The organism is Salmonella sp. 32020114201800008SM (assembly GCF_017572025.1).
GTDB lineage: Bacteria > Pseudomonadota > Gammaproteobacteria > Enterobacterales > Enterobacteriaceae > Salmonella > Salmonella enterica.
In genome coordinates, this window is record NZ_JAGEQM010000002.1 from 656,581 (window position 1) to 675,630 (window position 19,050).

A 19,050-nucleotide genomic window follows, 5' to 3' on the forward strand; every position below is an offset into this window, starting at 1 on the left:
CCGCATTCATGATGCCATTAAAACGTTATAACCTGGCCGCTGTTTTGCTGCTTTTGCTGGGCGGCTACGGTAGCGCTCAAGCCGCCATCGCGCCCGATCGCACCCGCCTGGTATTTCGCGGCGAAGATAAATCGATAAGCGTCGATCTGAAAAACGCCAACAGCAAACTGCCCTATCTGGCGCAGTCCTGGGTGGAAGATGAGAAGGGCGTCAAAATCACCTCGCCTTTAATCGTCGTCCCACCGGTCCAGCGCATTGAGCCGTCGGCAATCGGACAGGTCAAAATTCAGGGGATGCCGGCGCTGGCGTCGCTCCCCCAGGATCGGGAAACCCTTTTTTATTACAACGTGCGCGAAATTCCGCCGCAAAGCGACAAGCCCAATACGCTGCAAATCGCCCTGCAAACGCGCATCAAAGTTTTTTACCGCCCGCAGGCGCTATCGAAAATCGATATGCAGCATCCCTGGCAATACAAGATCACCCTTCAGCGTCAGGGCAATGGCTATCAGGTGAGCAATCCGACCGGTTACTACGTGGTGTTAAGCAACGCCAGCAACCGCATGGACGGCACACCAGCCAGAGGCTTTAGCCCTTTAGTGATTGCACCAAAAAGCAACGTGACGCTGGGAGGGGACGCCAGTGAATTAGGTCACTCGCCTGTGCTGACTTACGTCAACGATTATGGCGCGCGGTTACCGCTGATTTTTAACTGTACTGACAACAGTTGTGCGGTAGATGAAGCAAAAAGCAGAAAGTCGTAACCGACAAGGAGACGCAAGATGAGGCAATGGCGGTTACGGCTGGGCACGGTAACGTGTGCGGCCATGCTGAGTGCGGTCAGTATGCCGCTGGCAGCGGGAAGTAAGACGGTCAACATGACGCTGACGATAGTCGTTAATGCCGCGCCGCCCTGTACTGTGACCGGCGGTGAGGTGGAATTTGGCAATGTGTTGACGACGAAAGTGGATGGGGTGAATTACCGGCAGGCGGTGGGCTATCGCCTGAGCTGTAACGGCAGAGTGAGCGATTACCTGAAGTTACAGATTCAGGGGAATGCGGTGACTATCAATGGCGAGTCGGTATTGCAAACCGATGTCGATGGATTGGGGATCCGTCTGCAAACCGCCACGGATGGCGCGCTGATTTCACCCGGCAATACGCAATGGTTGTCATTTCAATACAGCGGTGGCAGCGGTCCGGCCATCGAGGCGATTCCCGTCAAAAATAATGGCGTAACGTTAACAGGTGGCGCGTTTAACGCAGGCGCCACGTTGGTGGTGGATTACCAATGAAAAAAATAGTTTTGACGATGTTAATGGGGGGCAGCCTTGCCGCACAGGCAGCCGATAATCTTAAGTTTCACGGCACATTAATTTCACCGCCGAATTGTACGATTAACAATGATCAGACGATCGACGTTGAGTTCGGTAACCTGCTGATTAATAAAATAGATGGTACGCGTTATGCGCAGAATGTTCCGTATGAGATCACCTGTGATTCAACGGTGCGCGATGAGACGATGGCGATGACCCTGACGCTAAGCGGTTCCGTGAGTGATTTTAATCCGGCGGCGGTAAACACCAGCGTGGCGGGGCTGGGGATTGAACTCAGGCAGAACGACCAACCCTTTACGTTGGGGTCCACCATTACGGTGAATGAACAATCGATACCTGTTCTGAAAGCCATACCGGTTAAAAAGAGCGGTGCTTCGCTGAAAGAAGGCGGCTTCGATGCGACGGCAACATTACAGGTGGATTATCAGTAATGGCTAAAAGACAGGCGTTATTACACGGCGCGGCCTGCATCCTCTGTGGGGCGCTGATATTGCCGGTCTCAGCGGCAGATAACCTGCATTTTTCCGGTAGCCTGGTGGCCAGTCCTTGCACGCTCACGATGCAGGGGACGGGGATTGCCGAAGTCGATTTTTCGTCGCTTGACAGTTCTGATTTCACTCCCGACGGCCAGTCTGCTCGTAAGCCTTTGGTGTTTGAACTCACGGATTGCGATTCGGCGCTGAGTAACGGGGTGCAGGTGACTTTCACTGGAACCGAAGCGACCGGAATGCGCGGTATCCTGGCCATCGATAGCCATTCAGGTGCTTTTGGGATCGGGATTGGTATTGAAACGCTATCCGGCGTTCCCGTGGGCATGAACGATAAAGAGGGTGCGATATTCACGCTGGTGACGGGGAATAACGCGCTAAACCTGAATGCCTGGGTACAACGCCTTCCTGGCGAGGACCTGGTTCCGGGAACGTTCTTCGCAAGCGCACTAGTTACCTTTGAGTATTTATGATGAGAAGCATACAGATTTTATTTTTACTGTTGGCGGTCGTTTGTTGCCGTTCAATAGCGGCGGGACCCATGCTGAAAGCGACGTTTTCAAGCACCACGATGTATTATGGTATTGGCCCTAATAGCGACAAATCTATTGTGGCGGAGGTGACGATAGCGACTCCGGAGGGGGTGTACTATGGCTCCTGGAACCTTTCGGGACATCGTAAAGGAGAAACGCTAACCGCAGACTCCTGGTCTGGGCCAGAACCTGCGCCGAAGGTTGTATTGAAGGATTTTGATAACACTGTTTCGCGATCTGCGTGCAAGAATCTTCCCTCGAACTGGAGGGGGTGTGGTTCTTTTACCCTGGAGATTACGGTACAAAGCGATGATTATGGTTGCCCCTGGCTGGCGTCGAGCCATATCGTTGCTACCGCTTTTATCACTAACGAAACGTATTCCCCGCCGGATACGCGCAGCTCAGTTTGCCCGAAAGTTCCCGTTGATACTTTTGATATCTCCTGGGATGCGAACGTTTCGAAACAGAAAACAACCCTCATGCTTGATGCCACTGGTGGCACGGTGAATCGCACGTTACATACCTATTTGATGGAGGGGGGGAAACTGTGCGATGGCAGCAAATTTGACAACCGTGGCGCTTATTGCCGTTTTGTCTCATCGGGTATTACGCTCAATGTGCTGGGCTGCGACCAGTCGAGCGTCACGACCAGCGCCGTTGATCATCCGATAACCGATGTTGAGCTTCATGACATTAATGTAGCGGTGAACACCCGCAACATTGGCTCCGGGCAGTTCACGTCGACCTGTAGCTTCCAGTATATTATTGATGAGCTTTAGGGGGGGCTGGGTGTTTGGCGAAGATTCACGCTAACCTGGTATGAACCAAAAAAAAGCCGGGTGGCGGCTTCGCCTTACCCGGCCTACGTTGTTTCTGGACGTTCTCTTTTACAGTTTCGCAAACACCCGACGCGCGGCGTCGATGGTGTTATTGATATCTTCTTCACTGTGCGCCACGGACATAAAGCCTGCTTCGAACGCGGACGGCGCCAGATATACGCCTTCCTCCAGCATCAGGTGGAAGAAACGCTTAAAGCGTTCCACGTCGCACGCCATCACGTCCTGATAGCAGGTTACGCTCTCAGCGTCGGTGAAGAAAATCCCGAACATGCCGCCGACATGGTTAACCACCAGCGGAATATTCGCTTCTTCGGCAGCTTCCAGCAAACCTTCCGCCAGACGGGTGGTGAGCTCATCCAGCGTTTCATGAATGCCGGGCTGGGCGACTTCATTCAGGCAGGCGAAACCGGCCGCCATCGCAATCGGGTTGCCGGAAAGGGTGCCCGCCTGGTAAACCGGGCCCGTCGGCGCCAGCGCATCCATTACATCGCGACGACCGCCAAACGCGCCTACCGGCATCCCGCCGCCGATGATTTTACCCAGACAGGTCAGGTCAGGCACGACGCCGTAGTAATCCTGGGCTCCGGCCAGCGCTACGCGAAAACCGGTCATCACTTCGTCGATAATCAGCAGCGCGCCGAACTCATCGCACAAGGCGCGCAGGCCTGGCAGAAATTCCGGCAGCGGCGGGACGCAGTTCATATTGCCCGCTACGGGTTCGACGATGATACAGGCGATTTCCTGCGGATATTGTTCAAACGCCGCGCGCACTGACGTCAGATCGTTATAAGTGCAGGTCAGCGTATGTTTCGCGAAATCTGCCGGCACGCCCGGCGAGTTCGGCTGACCGAGCGTCAGCGCGCCAGAACCGGCTTTGACCAGCAGACAGTCTGCGTGGCCGTGGTAGCAGCCTTCGAATTTGATAATCTTATCGCGGCCAGTAAAACCACGCGCCAGGCGAATAGCGCTCATCGTCGCTTCGGTGCCGGAGTTCACCATGCGCACCATGTCCATGGTCGGCACCAGGTTGGTCACCAGTTCCGCCATTTTTACTTCCATTTCGGTTGGCGCGCCGAAGCTTAAACCGCGCTCCGCAGCTTCGATCACCGCATTGCGGATAGCCGGATGGTTATGCCCCAGTACCATTGGTCCCCAGGAACCGACATAGTCGATATACGCTTTGCCATCGACATCGTACAGATACGCGCCGTCCGCTTTTTCGATAAACAGCGGGGTGCCGCCCACGCCAGTGAAGGCGCGAACAGGGGAGTTCACGCCGCCGGGGATCAGCTCGCGGGCCGCGCTATAGAGATTTTCAGACTTACTCATGGAAAGATTCCTGGTTCGTAGAAAAAGTGAATACCCGCTATTCTAAGTTATTCAGAGAAGGTTATGAAAGTTTTACGCATTTGAAACAATACGATTTGCAGGGGATTTTCACGGCGTTGGCGAGTAGAATGCCGACTTTAGATTTGTATTACCAATTAATGATCTTCTGATGAAAACAGACACTTCCACCTTTTTAGCTCAGCAAATTGTGCGTTTACGGCGCAGAGATCAGATTCGCCGGTTAATGCAGCGGGATAAAACGCCGCTGGCCATCCTGTTAATGGCGGCCGTTGTCGGCACGCTTACCGGACTGGTTGGCGTCGCCTTTGAAAAGGCGGTTTCCTGGGTACAAAACATGCGCATTGGCGCGCTGGTTCAGGTCGCGGACCATGCGTTTTTGCTTTGGCCGCTGGCCTTTATCCTTTCGGCGTTACTGGCGATGGTCGGCTACTTTTTGGTGCGAAAATTTGCGCCGGAAGCCGGCGGCTCGGGTATCCCGGAAATTGAAGGCGCGCTGGAGGAGTTACGTCCGGTGCGCTGGTGGCGCGTGTTGCCGGTGAAGTTTATCGGCGGGATGGGAACGTTGGGCGCAGGAATGGTATTAGGGCGCGAAGGGCCAACGGTGCAAATCGGGGGCAACCTGGGGCGCATGGTGCTGGATGTTTTTCGTATGCGCAGCGCCGAAGCGCGGCATACGTTGCTGGCGACCGGCGCGGCGGCGGGGCTCTCTGCGGCGTTTAACGCGCCGCTGGCGGGTATCCTGTTTATTATTGAAGAGATGCGCCCGCAGTTTCGCTACAACCTGATTTCGATTAAAGCGGTGTTTACCGGCGTCATCATGTCGAGCATTGTGTTCCGCATATTTAACGGCGAAGCGCCGATTATTGAAGTCGGCAAACTGTCTGATGCGCCGGTTAACACGCTGTGGTTATACCTTATCCTCGGCATTATTTTTGGCTGCGTCGGGCCAGTATTTAATTCGTTGGTGCTGCGTACCCAGGATATGTTTCAGCGCTTTCATGGCGGCGAAATTAAAAAATGGGTGCTTATGGGCGGCGCGATCGGCGGCCTGTGCGGTATTCTGGGGTTGATTGAGCCGGAAGCGGCAGGCGGCGGATTTAACCTTATTCCTATCGCCGCGGCAGGTAATTTTAGCGTCGGGCTACTGCTGTTCATCTTTATTACCCGGGTGGTCACAACGCTGCTTTGCTTTTCTTCCGGCGCGCCGGGGGGCATTTTCGCCCCGATGCTGGCGCTGGGAACGCTGCTTGGTACGGCCTTCGGTATGGCGGCGGCAGTGCTTTTCCCGCAGTATCACCTGGAGGCCGGTACCTTTGCGATTGCCGGGATGGGGGCGCTGATGGCGGCGTCGGTGCGCGCCCCGCTGACGGGGATTGTGCTGGTGCTGGAGATGACCGATAACTACCAGCTCATTTTGCCAATGATTATCACCTGTCTTGGCGCGACACTATTAGCCCAGTTTTTGGGCGGGAAACCGTTATACTCAACCATCCTGGCGCGCACTCTGGCGAAGCAGGATGCGGAACAGGCGGCGAAAAACCAGAATGCGCCTGCGGGCGAGAATACTTGAACGAATTACCAGGGTATTAGATAATGACTGCCAATATTGGGTGAAAATTTATCCAATTACCGATGTCGTTTGGAGCAAAATATGAGTGATGACGTAGCGCTGCCGCTGCAGTTTACCGACGCAGCAGCGAATAAAGTAAAAAGTCTTATCGCTGACGAAGATAACCCGAATCTGAAACTACGCGTGTATATCACCGGCGGTGGTTGCAGCGGCTTCCAGTATGGTTTTACCTTTGACGATCAGGTTAACGAAGGGGATATGACCATCGAAAAACAGGGCGTTGGCCTGGTGGTTGACCCGATGAGTTTGCAGTATCTGGTGGGTGGTTCGGTCGATTATACCGAAGGCCTGGAAGGTTCCCGCTTCATTGTAACCAACCCGAATGCGAAAAGTACCTGCGGGTGTGGCTCTTCCTTCAGTATTTGATTGCTGTTCGTTGTGCCGGATGGCGACGCGAGCGTCTTATCCGGCCGACAGGAAAGATGTTCCAGGCCCGATAAGCTTAGCGCCATCGAGCAAAACAATATCAACGTCCGTTTTCATCCAGGGCAAACGTCGGCAATTTCAAATGCCAGCGAATGGCCGCCAGGCGAATGAACAGCGTGACGACCATACCCATCATGCTGGCGCTTTCCAGCGGTACTGAAAACGTATAAAACGCGGTGGCGTGAACAATCCCGCCGATAATACAGGCCGTGGCATAGATTTCGGTGCGTAGGATCATGGGGATCTCGCGTGCCAGAACATCGCGAATAATCCCGCCGCCGACGCCGGTAATCACGCCCATACAGACGGCCACTAATGGCCCCGTTTCAGCGAGGAAGGCTTTATTCACCCCAATGCCGACAAACACCGCCAGCCCGACCGCATCCAGCACCGGCAACATCCATTTCGGCAGACGTCTTGGCTGGCGAACCAGCAGGATGGTCAGCATACTGGTGACCATGGCGACGACCAGGTCGGTAGGATCTTTAACCCAGAATACCGGGCCGTTATCCAGCGCCATATCGCGGATTGTCCCGCCGCCGACGGCAGTAACGACGCCGAGCACCAGGACGCCGAACGGATCCATACGTAATTTCCCGGCCAGCAACACGCCAGAGATAGCAAATACAGCCGTGCCTACAATATCCAGCCAATAGACGAGCATTGTCGAATCCCCACTGGGAGCCTGGTAAGACAGGCTCTAATTCACCTGTGAAAGCGCATTACAGAGTTGTTTTGCGGCGAGGATAATACGCGGGCTTGCGCGTTCAAACCAGTCGCTGTTAAGCGGAATAACCGGAATTTTTAACAGGTTTCCCCAGTATTGTTCAATTTTGAGAATTTCGCCCGCTTTTCCGGCCACGATAATGGCCTGGGGATGCCTTGCCAGCACCTGTTCACGGCTGACTTGCGGCCACGGCACGCGGCTGTCAGCAAAGACGTTTTCTCCGCCGCAGGTCGTCAAAACCTGATGTTGAATAGACCCTTTACCACTGGTAAACAGAGGATTCATGCCAAACTGAAGAAAGACGCGCTTTTTAGCTTTACCGGCATACTCGGCGTTGAGCGCGGCGTACTCGTTTAGCAATGTCTGCGCTGCCTGCTGAGCCTTTTCCGGCTGCGGGCTCCAGGCGGCCAGTTGGCGGAGCGTGTCGGCGATCTGTTCGATGCTTACCGCGTCCACCCACATGACCTTAATACCTAATGACGTCAGTTGGTTTACCTGGCGTTCCGCATTACCGCCGCGCCAGGCGACGACCAGATCCGGCTTCAGCGCCACAATGCGTTCCAGATTCATTCCCTGCCAGGTAGAGACCTGTTCTATTTTTTGCGCTTCGGGCGGGTAGTCGGAATAGCTGCTGACGCCAACGGGCGTAATCCCGGCGGCAAAAGCGAGCTCCGTATTGGCGGGAGAGAGGGTAATGACGCGCGGCGCAGCGTAAAGCCACACCGGGAGCGTAAGCAGCAGGGCGACCAGCGCCCTGAACATTTGCTTAGCCATGCGCCAGTTTCTGTACCAGCGTTTCGACCATCAGAGTCGACTGTTTCGCCGCCACCGCGAGGAATTCGTCAAAGCTGAGGTGCGATTGCTGATCGGCTACGTCAGAAATAGCGCGTACCACCACGAACGGCACGTTGAAGTTATAGCAGACGTGTGCGATAGCGGTGGCTTCCATCTCTACGGCGACCGCGTCGGGGAAGTTATGCCGAATTTTCGCCAGCCCGACGGAACCGTTAATAAACGCGTCGCCGCTAACAATAAGGCCGCGTACTGCGTTCAGATTCAATTCCCTGATGCAGGATTCCGCGGCGGCGATCAGCTTATCATCGGCCTTAAATCCGGCCGGACAGCCCGGTAATTGCCCGTATTCATAGCCGAAAGCGGTCACATCAGCGTCGTGGTAACGCGCTTCGTCAGAGACGACGATATCGCCGACCTTCAGCGTGGACGCCAGACCGCCTGCGGAACCGGTATTGATGATCACGTCCGGCTTGCAGTGCTCCAGAAGCAACGTTGCGCCCAGCGCCGCCGCGACTTTACCGATACCGGATTTCAGCAACGTTACTTCGGTGCCGTTCAACTGGCCGGTGTAAATTTCGCAGCCGCCCAGCGTAATCGTCTGACGGTTGTCAATTTTGTCACGCAGCAGCGTAACTTCTTCTTCCATTGCGCCAATGATGCCGATTTTCATAGATTTACTCGCGATAAGTCAGTTTTGGGGGCATAGTTTATCATGCGCTTATGGGGAAGCGCATTTCTCAGGCGGGGAGAGGATATGGCATCGATCGATTTCCGAAATAAAATTAACTGGCATCGTCGTTATCGTTCACCGCAGGGCGTAAAGACGGAACATGAGATCCTGCGGATTTTTGAAAGCGATCGCGGGCGGATTATCAACTCTCCGGCTATACGCCGTTTGCAGCAAAAAACGCAGGTTTTCCCGCTGGAGCGCAATGCCGCGGTGCGTACTCGCCTGACGCATTCAATGGAGGTGCAGCAGGTAGGGCGTTATATCGCGAAAGAGATTTTAAGCCGCCTGAAAGAGCAAAACCGGCTGGAGGAGTACGGTCTGGATGCGCTGACCGGTCCCTTTGAAAGTATTGTAGAAATGGCCTGCCTGATGCACGACATCGGTAATCCGCCGTTTGGTCATTTTGGCGAGGCGGCGATCAATGACTGGTTTCGTCAGCGGCTGCATCCGGAAGATGCGGAAAGTCAGCCGCTCACGCATGATCGCTGTGTGGTTTCCTCGCTACGGTTACAGGAAGGTGAAGAAAATCTGAACGATATTCGCCGCAAGGTACGTCAGGATATCTGCCATTTTGAAGGCAATGCACAGGGAATTCGTCTGGTGCATACGCTCATGCGGATGAATCTTACCTGGGCGCAGGTTGGCGGAATTTTAAAATATACCCGTCCGGCATGGTGGCGAGGGCCGGTGCCGGATTCCCATCGCTATTTAATGAAGAAACCGGGCTATTATCTTTCTGAAGAGAAGTATATTGCGAGGTTACGTAAAGAACTGCAGTTAGCGCCTTACAGTCGCTTTCCATTAACGTGGATTATGGAAGCCGCAGATGATATTTCTTATTGTGTCGCCGATCTTGAAGACGCGGTAGAGAAAAGAATCTTTAGCGTTGAGCAGCTTTATCATCATTTATATCACGCGTGGGGCCACCATGAGAAGGATTCGCTGTTTGAGCTGGTGGTAGGAAATGCGTGGGAAAAATCACGCGCCAATACATTAAGCCGCAGTACCGAAGATCAGTTTTTTATGTATTTACGGGTAAATACATTAAATAAACTGGTGCCCTATGCCGCTCAGCGTTTTATTGATAATTTGCCGCAGATTTTTGCCGGTACCTTCAATCAGGCGTTACTGGAAGATGCCAGCGGTTTTAGCCGCCTGCTTGAACTCTATAAGAATGTGGCGGTTGAACATGTGTTTAGCCATCCGGATGTAGAACAGCTTGAACTACAGGGATACCGGGTGATCAGCGGATTATTAGATATCTATCAGCCGCTATTAAGCCTGTCGCTTAACGACTTTCGCGAGCTGGTGGAAAAAGAACGGTTGAAACGCTTCCCCATAGAATCGCGCTTATTTCAGAAACTTTCTACGCGCCATCGTTTGGCCTACGTGGAAGTCGTCAGTAAATTACCCACGGATTCGGCGGAGTACCCGGTACTGGAATATTATTATCGCTGTCGGTTGATTCAGGATTATATCAGCGGGATGACTGACCTTTACGCATGGGATGAATATCGGCGTTTGATGGCGGTCGAACAGTAAATGGACTTTTGTAAAGATGGACAATAAATTTTTACTTTTTCCAGAAACTTTATTCCGGAACTTCGCGTTATAAAATGAATCTGACGTACACAGCAATTTTGCGTTACCTGTTAATCGAGATTGAAACACATGAAAAAAACCACATTAGCAATGAGTGCACTGGCTCTGAGTTTAGGTTTGGCATTGTCGCCTCTGTCTGCCACGGCGGCTGAAACGTCCTCTTCAGCAATGACTGCCCAGCAGATGCCAAGCCTGGCACCGATGCTCGAAAAAGTGATGCCATCGGTGGTCAGTATTAATGTAGAAGGTAGCACCACGGTGAATACGCCGCGTATGCCGCGTAATTTCCAGCAGTTCTTTGGCGATGACTCCCCGTTCTGTCAGGACGGTTCTCCGTTCCAGAATTCTCCGTTCTGCCAGGGCGGCGGTAACGGCGGCAACGGCGGTCAACAACAGAAATTCATGGCGCTGGGCTCCGGCGTAATTATTGACGCCGCAAAGGGCTACGTCGTTACCAACAACCACGTGGTTGATAACGCCAGCGTGATTAAAGTACAGCTTAGCGATGGACGTAAATTCGATGCTAAAGTGGTGGGCAAAGATCCGCGTTCTGATATCGCGCTGATTCAAATTCAGAATCCGAAGAACCTGACGGCGATTAAGCTGGCGGACTCCGACGCGCTGCGCGTGGGGGATTATACCGTCGCTATTGGTAACCCGTTTGGTCTGGGCGAAACGGTGACGTCAGGTATCGTTTCGGCGCTGGGGCGTAGCGGCCTGAACGTAGAAAATTACGAGAACTTTATTCAGACCGACGCCGCGATTAACCGCGGTAACTCCGGCGGCGCGCTGGTGAACCTGAACGGTGAGCTGATCGGTATTAACACCGCGATTCTGGCGCCGGACGGCGGCAACATCGGTATTGGCTTCGCTATCCCCAGTAACATGGTGAAAAACCTGACGTCGCAGATGGTGGAATACGGCCAGGTGAAACGCGGCGAACTGGGGATCATGGGGACTGAGCTGAATTCCGAATTGGCGAAAGCGATGAAAGTCGACGCCCAGCGTGGCGCGTTCGTCAGCCAGGTGATGCCGAATTCGTCCGCGGCGAAAGCGGGTATCAAAGCCGGGGATGTCATTACCTCGCTGAACGGTAAACCGATCAGCAGCTTTGCGGCGCTGCGCGCTCAGGTCGGCACTATGCCGGTCGGCAGCAAAATCAGCCTCGGTCTGCTGCGTGAAGGTAAAGCGATTACGGTTAATCTGGAACTGCAGCAGAGCAGCCAGAGTCAGGTTGATTCCAGCACCATCTTCAGCGGGATTGAAGGCGCTGAAATGAGCAATAAAGGCCAGGATAAAGGCGTTGTGGTGAGCAGCGTGAAAGCGAATTCACCCGCCGCGCAAATTGGCCTCAAAAAAGGCGATGTCATTATCGGCGCTAACCAGCAGCCGGTGAAAAATATCGCCGAGCTGCGTAAGATTCTCGACAGCAAGCCGTCGGTGCTGGCGCTGAATATTCAGCGTGGTGATAGTTCTATTTATTTGCTGATGCAGTAATCACCTTTGTCCCCCTTCCATCATGGAAGGGGGCAACACTTTTCTGTGAAACCCCCCACAACTCCATACTTATTTGCACCGTTTTGTGCATTTGCACAATGTCGAGACCTGTCATCTTCCTTATGCTTGTGCTCTGCTCACAGGAGGGATTTATGGCTGGCTGGCATCTTGATACCAAAATGGCGCAGGATATCGTGGCGCGCACTATGCGCATCATCGATACCAATATCAACGTAATGGATGCCCGCGGGCGTATTATCGGCAGCGGCGATCGGGAACGTATTGGTGAATTGCACGAAGGCGCGCTGTTAGTGCTGTCGCAGGGCCGGGTTGTGGATATCGACGACGCCGTGGCGCGACACCTGCACGGGGTGCGTCAGGGGATTAATCTTCCCTTACGTCTTGAGGGCGAAATTGTCGGCGTGATCGGCCTCACCGGCGAACCAGAGCATCTGCGTAAATATGGCGAACTGGTGTGTATGACTGCCGAAATGATGCTGGAGCAGTCGCGGTTAATGCACCTTTTGGCGCAGGATAGCCGTTTGCGCGAAGAGCTGGTGATGAACCTGATTCAGGCCGAAGAAAATACGCCGGCGCTGGTGGAATGGGCGCAGCGTTTGGGGATCGATTTGAACCAGCCGCGTGTGGCGGCGGTGGTGGAAGTCGACAGCGGCCAGCTTGGCGTCGATAGCGCAATGGCGGAACTTCAGCAGTTGCAGAATGCGCTTACCACGCCGGAGCGTAACAACCTGATAGCCATTGTTTCTCTCACCGAGATGGTGGTGCTCAAACCCGCCTTAAACTCCTTTGGTCGCTGGGATGCTGAAGATCATCGTAAGCGCGTAGAGCAGCTTATCTCGCGAATGAAAGAGAATGGTCAGCTACGTTTTCGCGTGGCGCTGGGCAATTACTTTACCGGGCCGGGCAGTATTGCACGCTCATACCGCACGGCGCGCACCACGATGATGGTCGGCAAACAGCGGATGCCAGAAAGCCGCAGCTATTTTTATCAGGATTTGATGCTGCCGGTTCTGTTAGATAGCCTGCGTGGCGGCTGGCAGGCCAATGAGCTGGCGCGCCCGCTGGTAAAACTCAAAGCGATGGATAACAACGGGTTATTACGTCGGACGCTGACGGCGTGGTTTCGCCATAATGTCCAGCCGCTGGCGACCTCTAAGGCGCTGTTTATTCATCGTAACACGCTGGAATATCGGCTAAATCGTATTTCGGAACTGACCGGGCTGGATTTGGGAAATTTTGACGATCGGCTGTTGCTGTATGTGGCGCTACAACTGGATGAACAGCGTTAAGCCCGGCGGCGCTACGCTTATCAGGCCTACGGGGATATATCTGTAGGCCGGATAAGGCGTAACACGTCGCCATCCGGCAACACACAGCTTACTTACGGGTAAGCTTGTCCAGATCGGCTTCGATTTCACTGATCTTATTCGCGACGACGCTTTCCAGATGGCGCAAGTCGTCGAGGATCTTACGTTTGAGATCGAGTTCTGAGCGGTCGCGCTGGCAGATTTGGTCCAGCTCGTCAATCACATAGCGTAGGTTAGGGCTAATCTCCTGTACTTCTTTATAACCCTGACCGATGCCATCGGCCACCACCGTTTTACGCTGGCGTGGATACTTAAACTTCACGCTTTTAGCAAAGAATTCACCTCTATCCTTTTGAAAATAGATTTTCAGGATATCGTTATTGGCTTCTTGCCGCAGGCTGTAACGATCGATTTCCTCAGGATTGGTAATGCCTAGACTTTTTAGATTGTCATACATAGCGGTATCCTTCATCACACTATAACTTTTGAATAATTAACGAAAAATTGGTTTTTCGCCACCAATGTATACAAAAAAAGCGCGGTTGATCGCAGAAGACGTCTCGGCAACGTCATGAGCAAAAGGGCGACGGTTATTGATAGCTTAAGTAATTCAACGCGATATTCCGTTTATAGAGAAAGCGTTTGAGGTCAGTGTGGGAAATTGACCGGAGGTAGTGGTCGATAACCTTGAGAGGCGGAGTCTATGTCCGGAACGTATAATGCTACTATTCGCCGGGTGGTGGTTTCCGCCTGGATAGGAAACTCCATTGAATATTATGATTTTCTATTATACGGCCTGGCAAGCGCGCTGGTATTTGGCCCGCTTTTTTTCCCTGGCGCCAGCCCATTGACTGCAACGTTATCTTCTTTTGCCAGTTTCGGCGTGGGATTTATTTCCCGACCGCTGGGCGCGCTATTTTTTGGCAACAGGGGGGATACGCTTGGGCGTAAAAACACGTTATTAATCACGTTAGGGGGGATGGGCGCGGTCACGTTTCTCATCGGTTGCCTGCCTTCTTACGCCAGTATTGGCGCGCTGGCGCCTGCTTTACTGGTTATTCTGCGTTTTCTACAGGGATTTATGGTTGGAGGCGAATGGGGAGGTGCCATGTTGATGGTCGTGGAATATGCTGCTGGAAAGCACCGGGGGCGGTTAAGCGCGCTATCGCAAACAGGAGGACTCACGGGACAATTATTGGCGACAGGCGTATTTATAGTCGTGACCCAATTACCGAAGGAGGCGTTGTTATCGTGGGGATGGCGTATTCCTTTTCTGCTCAGTGCGCTTTTGGTGTTGCCTGGATTATATATGCGTCATCGTCTGGATGAGACGCCTGTCTTCCGTGCGTTTAAAAAGCAGCAGGCCATTAATCATAGGCAGCAAAGAGAAGAAAGGCCGGTGGTCAAAGTAGTACGAGAACAATGGCGCAGCATTTTGCTGATTATAATTCTGCGTTTTGCGGAAAGCGTTCCCTTTTTTCTTGCTACCGTCTTCGCGGTTTCCTGGGCGACAACGCAGCTTGGGATTGCCAGCCTGACTATTCTGTACATTGTAATGTTCACCTGTCTGCTGGCGTATCCCATGCACGTGCTATTTGGCATCATGTCGGATCGGCGTGGCTGCCGTCAGGTGTATATTTTCGGCGCGCTTTTTGTCGCGGCAATGGCTTTTCCCTTTTTCTGGCTGCTGGAAAGCCGTTCGCTCATACTGATGACAATGGGCTACGTTCTGCTTATTAACATTGGTCATAATTCACTGAATGCCGTGCAACCTTCTTTTTTCGCCGGACTGTTTTATCCGCCTGTACGCTACAGCGGTTCATCAATTGGCGCTCAGTTGGGGGCGGTTGTGGCAGGGGGATTCACGCCGTTTATCGCTAAAGCGTTAAGCGCAGTCTATGATAACAGTTGGACGTTGGTTGCCGGTTATGTCGTTTTGACTGCGCTGGCTTCGGCGTTTGCGGCAAAGATTGCGCCGGAAACCGTGTTACCGCATTCGCCGTAATGCAAAGGGGGGCTGTCGCCCCCGCTTTTCACTCGCTTAATCAATAGTGCGCAATAATTCGTTAATGCCCACTTTACCACGCGTTTTGGCGTCGACTTTTTTCACGATCACCGCGCAATACAGACTGTACTTACCGTCTTTTGACGGCAGGTTGCCGGAAACGACCACGGAGCCCGCCGGTACGCGGCCATAGTGAACTTCACCGGTTTCGCGATCGTATATTTTGGTGCTCTGGCCGAGGTATACGCCCATGGAAATGACGGAACCTTCTTCGACAATGACGCCTTCCACGACTTCAGAACGCGCGCCAATAAAGCAGTTGTCTTCAATGATGGTCGGGTTAGCCTGCAGCGGCTCCAGTACGCCGCCGATACCCACGCCGCCGGAAAGGTGAACATTTTTACCAATCTGCGCACAGGAACCCACCGTCGCCCAGGTGTCAACCATGGTGCCTTCGTCAACGTAGGCGCCGATGTTAACGTAAGACGGCATCAACACGGTGTTGCGGGCGATAAATGCGCCCTGACGAACGGCCGCAGGCGGAACGACGCGGAAGCCTTCTTTCTGAAAACGCGCTTCGTCGTAATCAGCGAATTTCATCGGGACTTTATCGAAGTAGCGGCTTTCCGCACCGTCGATAACCTGGTTATCGTTAATACGGAAAGAGAGCAGAACCGCTTTCTTCAACCACTGGTGAGTGACCCACTGACCGTCGATTTTTTCTGCGACACGCAGCGCGCCGGAATCAAGTAGAGAAATGACCTGGTTTACTGCCTCTCGGGTCACGGTATCTACATTAGCCGGCGTAATATCGGCGCGGCGCTCAAAAGCGGTCTCAATAACGTTCTGTAACTGCTGCATTGTTAAACTCTTTCATATAAATAAACACACTACCCTTTATCGTTTGGATTGAGGGCCGCTGTCAACCGTTGTTGCACCTCAAGTTGCAGCACATTATTAAGTGCGCGCCGATCCGCTGTGGCGATTATGAATAAATCTTCTACTCGTTCACCAATGGTTGTAATTCGGGCGCCATGAAGCGAAATTCCCAGATCGGCAAAAATTTGTCCGACCCTGGCCAGCAGACCAGGTTGATCGAGCGCGATCAATTCCATGAATGATTTTCTGTCGGTATGGGTGGGCAGAAAATTGACTTCCGTTTCGACCGTAAAGTGCCGTAACTTTGCCGGTTGCCGACGCGGCTGCGGCGGCTGCCAGCTACGCTGCGTAATGGTTTGTTCAAGACCGGTGCGAATAACGTCATGGCGATCCGCCGCCAGCGGGCTGCCGTCTGGTTCCAGAACGATAAACGTATCCATTGCCATGCCGTCGCGAGTGGTAAAGATCTGCGCGTCATGGACGCTTAAATTACGCCTGTCCAGCTCGGCGCAGACGGCGGCAAACAGATAGGGTCTGTCCGGACTCCAGATAAAAATTTCGGTTCCGCCGCGCGTGGCCTGCGGACTGAGCAACACTAACGGTTGGCGCAGATCGTGCTGCAATAAATGGCGTGCGTGCCAGGCGAGCTGATTTGGACTATGACGAACAAAATAGTTAGCGCGACAGCGGGTCCAGATTTTGTGCAGCGCGGCTTCATCAATATTGTCCATTCGCAGCAGCGCCAGCGCCTGAAGCTGATGGTGACGCACGCGCTCACGCATATCCGGCGTATTTTGCATTCCACGCCTGAGCTGTTTTTCAGTGGCGAAGTACAGCTCGCGCAGCAGGCTCTGTTTCCAGCTATTCCACAAGGTTTCGTTGGTCGCGCAGATGTCCGCGACGGTCAGGCAGACCAGAAAACGCAGCCGTGTTTCGGTTTGCACCTCTTCGGCAAACTGCTTAATGACTTCCGGATCCTGGATGTCGCGGCGCTGGGCGGTGACTGACATCAGCAGGTGTTGGCGCACCAGCCAGGCGACCAGTTGCGTTTCGCGTGAGTTCAAACCGTGCAGTTCGGCGAAGGTGAGTACATCCTGCGCGCCCAGTACCGAATGGTCGCCGCCGCGTCCTTTCGCAATATCGTGGAACAGCGCGGCGATCAGGATCAGTTCCGGATGGGGAAGCCGCGGCCAGAGATCGACGCATAGCGGATGGCGCTGGCGCGTCTCTTCTTTCGCAAAGCTCTCCAGTTTGAGCATTACGCGGATGGTGTGTTCATCCACCGTGTATGCGTGGAACAGGTCAAACTGCATTTGTCCGACGATGTGCGACCACTGCGGCATATAAGCCCACAGTACGCTGTGGCGATGCATCGGCAACAGACCGCGGCTGACCGCGCCGGGATGGCGTAGCATACTAAGAAACAGAGTGCGCGCCTCCGGGATGTAACACAGCGGTTGGCTCAGGTGGCGGCGGGCGTGGCGCAAATGGCGTAACGTCGTAGAGTAGATGCCGGTGATCGCGCTATTGCGCACCATCATATAAAACATGCGCAGGATCGCTTGCGGTTCGCGGATAAACAGCGTGTCGTCACGCAGATCAATGAGCGTGCCGCGCAGTTGAAACTCATCGTCAACAGGACGCGGTTTTTCATCCGCAGGCAGCGCCAGAATCGCCTCGTCAAATAGCTGAAGCAGCATCTGATTAAGTTCGCTCACCCGGCGCGTAACCCGGAAGTAGTCTTTCATCATCCGCTCAACCGGATCATTGCCCTCGCCGCTGTAGTTAAGGCGTTGAGCGACGCTTAACTGGCGGTCGAACAGCAGGCGGTTATCGTAGCGGCTGACCACCAAATGTAGCGCAAAGCGAATGCGCCACAGGATATGCAGGCACTCGTTGAGCTCCGCGCGCTCAGCGGGGGTTAAAAAGCCGAATCCCACCATCTCATCGAGCGAGGTAGCGCCGAAGTGACGTCGGGCGACCCACTGTAACGTATGGATATCGCGCAGGCCGCCGGGGCTGCTTTTAATATCCGGCTCCAGATTATAGCTGGTACCGTGATAGCGCTGGTGGCGCTGGTTCTGCTCTTCTACTTTGGCGGCGTAAAATTTGTCGGACGGCCAAAAACCTTCGCTGAAAATATGTTTTTGCAGTGCCAGAAACAGAGCGACATCACCGATCAGCAGGCGCGTTTCGATGAGGTTTGTCGCAACGGTTAAATCAGACAGACCTTCCAGCAGACACTCTTCCAGCGTACGTACGCTATGCCCGACATCCAGCTTGACGTCCCATAATAAAGTCAGCAGCTCGCCGACCTTTTGCGCCTGTTCATCGGGTAGCTTTTTGCGGCTTAAAATGAGCAGATCAATATCGGAAAGCGGATGCAGTTCGCCGCGTCCATAGCCGCCGACGGCGACCAGCGCCAGATCGGCAATCTGACCGAAACCGGCCTCAATCCACAGGCGTTGCAACAACTGGTCGATAAATTCGGTTCGGGCTTCAATAAGCTGTTCAGCACAAATGCCGCTGTCAAATGCCTCTCCCAGCCAGTGTTGAAAGATGTCGATGCGGGCTTTGATACCGGCGACGGTCAGTTCAGCGCGCGGCCAGACGCCAGGGTTTTGCGGCTGGTCAGGGAGGGTGGGGAGTGCGGTATTCGCGTGCTGTTCAGGAAGAGTATTCATATGCGCCACCCATTAAAAAGCCGGATAATGGCGTGAACGCCTTATCCGGCCTACGTATTTACTCTTCATCCTTCAAGTTGCTTCTACGTTGGCTGCGCTCGTTCACTCCAGTCACGTACTTATGTACGCTCCTGAAGATTCACTCTCTTGCCGCCTTGAGGCAACTCGAATGATTTTGAGTAAAGGTGTAATTTGTAGGCCTG

The 19,050-nt window shown here is 53.6% G+C and carries 18 protein-coding genes; 11 read left to right on the forward strand and 7 right to left on the reverse strand.

What is annotated here, in order from left to right; translation table 11 throughout:
* The first annotated feature begins 8 nt into the window (after positions 1–8).
* From stfD to stfH, 5 genes are read left to right on the forward strand one after another with little or no spacing between them, the layout of a single operon-like run.
* Positions 9–761, forward strand: coding sequence for a fimbrial chaperone StfD (stfD, locus tag J4613_RS09080; RefSeq protein ID WP_000982726.1), 753 nt, complete (start codon positions 9–11; stop codon positions 759–761).
* Between the two features lie 18 nt (positions 762–779).
* On the forward strand, positions 780–1,292 hold the full coding sequence (locus J4613_RS09085) for a fimbrial protein (protein WP_001250313.1): 513 nt from the start codon (positions 780–782) through the stop codon (positions 1,290–1,292).
* The gene (gene stfF, locus J4613_RS09090) at positions 1,289–1,765 is read left to right on the forward strand and encodes a fimbrial minor subunit StfF (protein WP_000725074.1); all 477 of its coding nucleotides are present in this window, start codon (positions 1,289–1,291) and stop codon (positions 1,763–1,765) included. Before J4613_RS09085 ends, stfF begins: the two co-directional genes overlap by 4 nt.
* On the forward strand, positions 1,765–2,295 hold the full coding sequence (locus J4613_RS09095) for a fimbrial protein (protein WP_001129315.1): 531 nt from the start codon (positions 1,765–1,767) through the stop codon (positions 2,293–2,295). The genes stfF and J4613_RS09095 overlap by 1 nt, the downstream gene beginning before the upstream one ends.
* Positions 2,295–3,134 carry a fimbrial adhesin StfH gene (stfH, locus tag J4613_RS09100; RefSeq protein WP_001669135.1) on the forward strand — a complete coding sequence of 280 codons (840 nt, stop codon included), beginning with the start codon at positions 2,295–2,297 and terminating at the stop codon, positions 3,132–3,134. Before J4613_RS09095 ends, stfH begins: the two co-directional genes overlap by 1 nt.
* Positions 3,135–3,242: 108 nt before the next feature.
* On the opposite strand, the gene hemL is transcribed toward stfH, so the two are convergent.
* A complete protein-coding gene (gene hemL, locus J4613_RS09105) occupies positions 3,243–4,523 on the reverse strand; it encodes a glutamate-1-semialdehyde 2,1-aminomutase (RefSeq protein WP_000045262.1) in 1,281 nt (426 codons plus the stop codon).
* 169 nt (positions 4,524–4,692) lie between these two features.
* On the opposite strand from hemL, the gene clcA reads away from it, so the two are divergent.
* Positions 4,693–6,114: a H(+)/Cl(-) exchange transporter ClcA gene (clcA, locus tag J4613_RS09110; RefSeq protein WP_000845439.1), complete on the forward strand. Its 1,422-nt coding sequence runs from the start codon at positions 4,693–4,695 to the stop codon at positions 6,112–6,114.
* 81 nt (positions 6,115–6,195) lie between these two features.
* On the forward strand, positions 6,196–6,540 hold the full coding sequence (gene erpA, locus J4613_RS09115; RefSeq protein ID WP_001278668.1) for an iron-sulfur cluster insertion protein ErpA: 345 nt from the start codon (positions 6,196–6,198) through the stop codon (positions 6,538–6,540).
* A 100-nt stretch (positions 6,541–6,640) separates the two neighbouring features.
* Here erpA and J4613_RS09120 read toward each other — a convergent pair whose 3' ends face one another.
* Genes J4613_RS09120 through mtnN form a run of 3 tightly spaced genes read right to left on the reverse strand, consistent with a single transcriptional unit; the run spans position 6,641 to position 8,792 of the window.
* Positions 6,641–7,264, reverse strand: a complete 624-nt coding sequence (locus J4613_RS09120) for a TRIC cation channel family protein (protein WP_000964234.1) — start codon at positions 7,262–7,264, stop codon at positions 6,641–6,643.
* Positions 7,265–7,300: 36 nt separating this feature from the next.
* Positions 7,301–8,101 carry a vitamin B12 ABC transporter substrate-binding protein BtuF gene (gene btuF / locus J4613_RS09125; RefSeq protein ID WP_001118838.1) on the reverse strand — a complete coding sequence of 267 codons (801 nt, stop codon included), beginning with the start codon at positions 8,099–8,101 and terminating at the stop codon, positions 7,301–7,303.
* Positions 8,094–8,792, reverse strand: a complete 699-nt coding sequence (mtnN, locus tag J4613_RS09130) for a 5'-methylthioadenosine/S-adenosylhomocysteine nucleosidase (RefSeq protein ID WP_080203739.1) — start codon at positions 8,790–8,792, stop codon at positions 8,094–8,096. The genes btuF and mtnN overlap by 8 nt, the downstream gene beginning before the upstream one ends.
* Positions 8,793–8,876: 84 nt before the next feature.
* Here mtnN and dgt point away from each other — a divergent pair, with 84 nt between their 5' ends.
* The 3 genes from dgt to cdaR all read left to right on the forward strand — a co-directional run bounded on the left by dgt (position 8,877) and on the right by cdaR (position 13,261).
* Positions 8,877–10,394, forward strand: a complete 1,518-nt coding sequence (dgt, locus tag J4613_RS09135; RefSeq protein WP_000146450.1) for a dGTPase — start codon at positions 8,877–8,879, stop codon at positions 10,392–10,394.
* Between the two features lie 129 nt (positions 10,395–10,523).
* Positions 10,524–11,951 (forward strand): serine endoprotease DegP, encoded by a 1,428-nt coding sequence (gene degP / locus J4613_RS09140; protein ID WP_000753958.1) that lies wholly within the window; start codon positions 10,524–10,526, stop codon positions 11,949–11,951.
* Between the two features lie 152 nt (positions 11,952–12,103).
* Positions 12,104–13,261 (forward strand): DNA-binding transcriptional regulator CdaR, encoded by a 1,158-nt coding sequence (gene cdaR / locus J4613_RS09145; protein WP_000929420.1) that lies wholly within the window; start codon positions 12,104–12,106, stop codon positions 13,259–13,261.
* A gap of 88 nt (positions 13,262–13,349) precedes the next feature.
* Here the strand turns inward: cdaR and J4613_RS09150 are convergent, their stop codons facing one another.
* Positions 13,350–13,736 (reverse strand): DUF3461 family protein, encoded by a 387-nt coding sequence (locus tag J4613_RS09150; protein ID WP_000272193.1) that lies wholly within the window; start codon positions 13,734–13,736, stop codon positions 13,350–13,352.
* 246 nt (positions 13,737–13,982) lie between these two features.
* On the opposite strand from J4613_RS09150, the gene J4613_RS09155 reads away from it, so the two are divergent.
* A complete protein-coding gene (locus J4613_RS09155) occupies positions 13,983–15,284 on the forward strand; it encodes an MFS transporter (protein ID WP_000017193.1) in 1,302 nt (433 codons plus the stop codon).
* Positions 15,285–15,320: 36 nt separating this feature from the next.
* On the opposite strand, the gene dapD is transcribed toward J4613_RS09155, so the two are convergent.
* Entirely contained in the window at positions 15,321–16,145 is an 825-nt protein-coding gene (gene dapD / locus J4613_RS09160) for a 2,3,4,5-tetrahydropyridine-2,6-dicarboxylate N-succinyltransferase (protein WP_001186673.1), read from the reverse strand.
* A 29-nt stretch (positions 16,146–16,174) separates the two neighbouring features.
* Entirely contained in the window at positions 16,175–18,847 is a 2,673-nt protein-coding gene (gene glnD / locus J4613_RS09165) for a bifunctional uridylyltransferase/uridylyl-removing protein GlnD (protein ID WP_001094519.1), read from the reverse strand.
* Positions 18,848–19,050: the final 203 nt, after the last annotated feature.

Bases quoted from the DNA above. Each gene is read 5' to 3' on its own strand.
- stfD (WP_000982726.1), top strand. From the start codon at position 9: ATGATGCCATTAAAACGTTATAACCTGGCCGCTGTTTTGCTGCTTTTG.
- J4613_RS09085 (WP_001250313.1), top strand. From the start codon at position 780: ATGAGGCAATGGCGGTTACGGCTGGGCACGGTAACGTGTGCGGCCATG.
- stfF (WP_000725074.1), top strand. From the start codon at position 1,289: ATGAAAAAAATAGTTTTGACGATGTTAATGGGGGGCAGCCTTGCCGCA.
- J4613_RS09095 (WP_001129315.1), top strand. From the start codon at position 1,765: ATGGCTAAAAGACAGGCGTTATTACACGGCGCGGCCTGCATCCTCTGT.
- stfH (WP_001669135.1), top strand. From the start codon at position 2,295: ATGAGAAGCATACAGATTTTATTTTTACTGTTGGCGGTCGTTTGTTGC.
- hemL (WP_000045262.1), bottom strand. From the start codon at position 4,523: ATGAGTAAGTCTGAAAATCTCTATAGCGCGGCCCGCGAGCTGATCCCC.
- clcA (WP_000845439.1), top strand. From the start codon at position 4,693: ATGAAAACAGACACTTCCACCTTTTTAGCTCAGCAAATTGTGCGTTTA.
- erpA (WP_001278668.1), top strand. From the start codon at position 6,196: ATGAGTGATGACGTAGCGCTGCCGCTGCAGTTTACCGACGCAGCAGCG.
- J4613_RS09120 (WP_000964234.1), bottom strand. From the start codon at position 7,264: ATGCTCGTCTATTGGCTGGATATTGTAGGCACGGCTGTATTTGCTATC.
- btuF (WP_001118838.1), bottom strand. From the start codon at position 8,101: ATGGCTAAGCAAATGTTCAGGGCGCTGGTCGCCCTGCTGCTTACGCTC.
- mtnN (WP_080203739.1), bottom strand. From the start codon at position 8,792: ATGAAAATCGGCATCATTGGCGCAATGGAAGAAGAAGTTACGCTGCTG.
- dgt (WP_000146450.1), top strand. From the start codon at position 8,877: ATGGCATCGATCGATTTCCGAAATAAAATTAACTGGCATCGTCGTTAT.
- degP (WP_000753958.1), top strand. From the start codon at position 10,524: ATGAAAAAAACCACATTAGCAATGAGTGCACTGGCTCTGAGTTTAGGT.
- cdaR (WP_000929420.1), top strand. From the start codon at position 12,104: ATGGCTGGCTGGCATCTTGATACCAAAATGGCGCAGGATATCGTGGCG.
- J4613_RS09150 (WP_000272193.1), bottom strand. From the start codon at position 13,736: ATGTATGACAATCTAAAAAGTCTAGGCATTACCAATCCTGAGGAAATC.
- J4613_RS09155 (WP_000017193.1), top strand. From the start codon at position 13,983: ATGTCCGGAACGTATAATGCTACTATTCGCCGGGTGGTGGTTTCCGCC.
- dapD (WP_001186673.1), bottom strand. From the start codon at position 16,145: ATGCAGCAGTTACAGAACGTTATTGAGACCGCTTTTGAGCGCCGCGCC.
- glnD (WP_001094519.1), bottom strand. From the start codon at position 18,847: ATGAATACTCTTCCTGAACAGCACGCGAATACCGCACTCCCCACCCTC.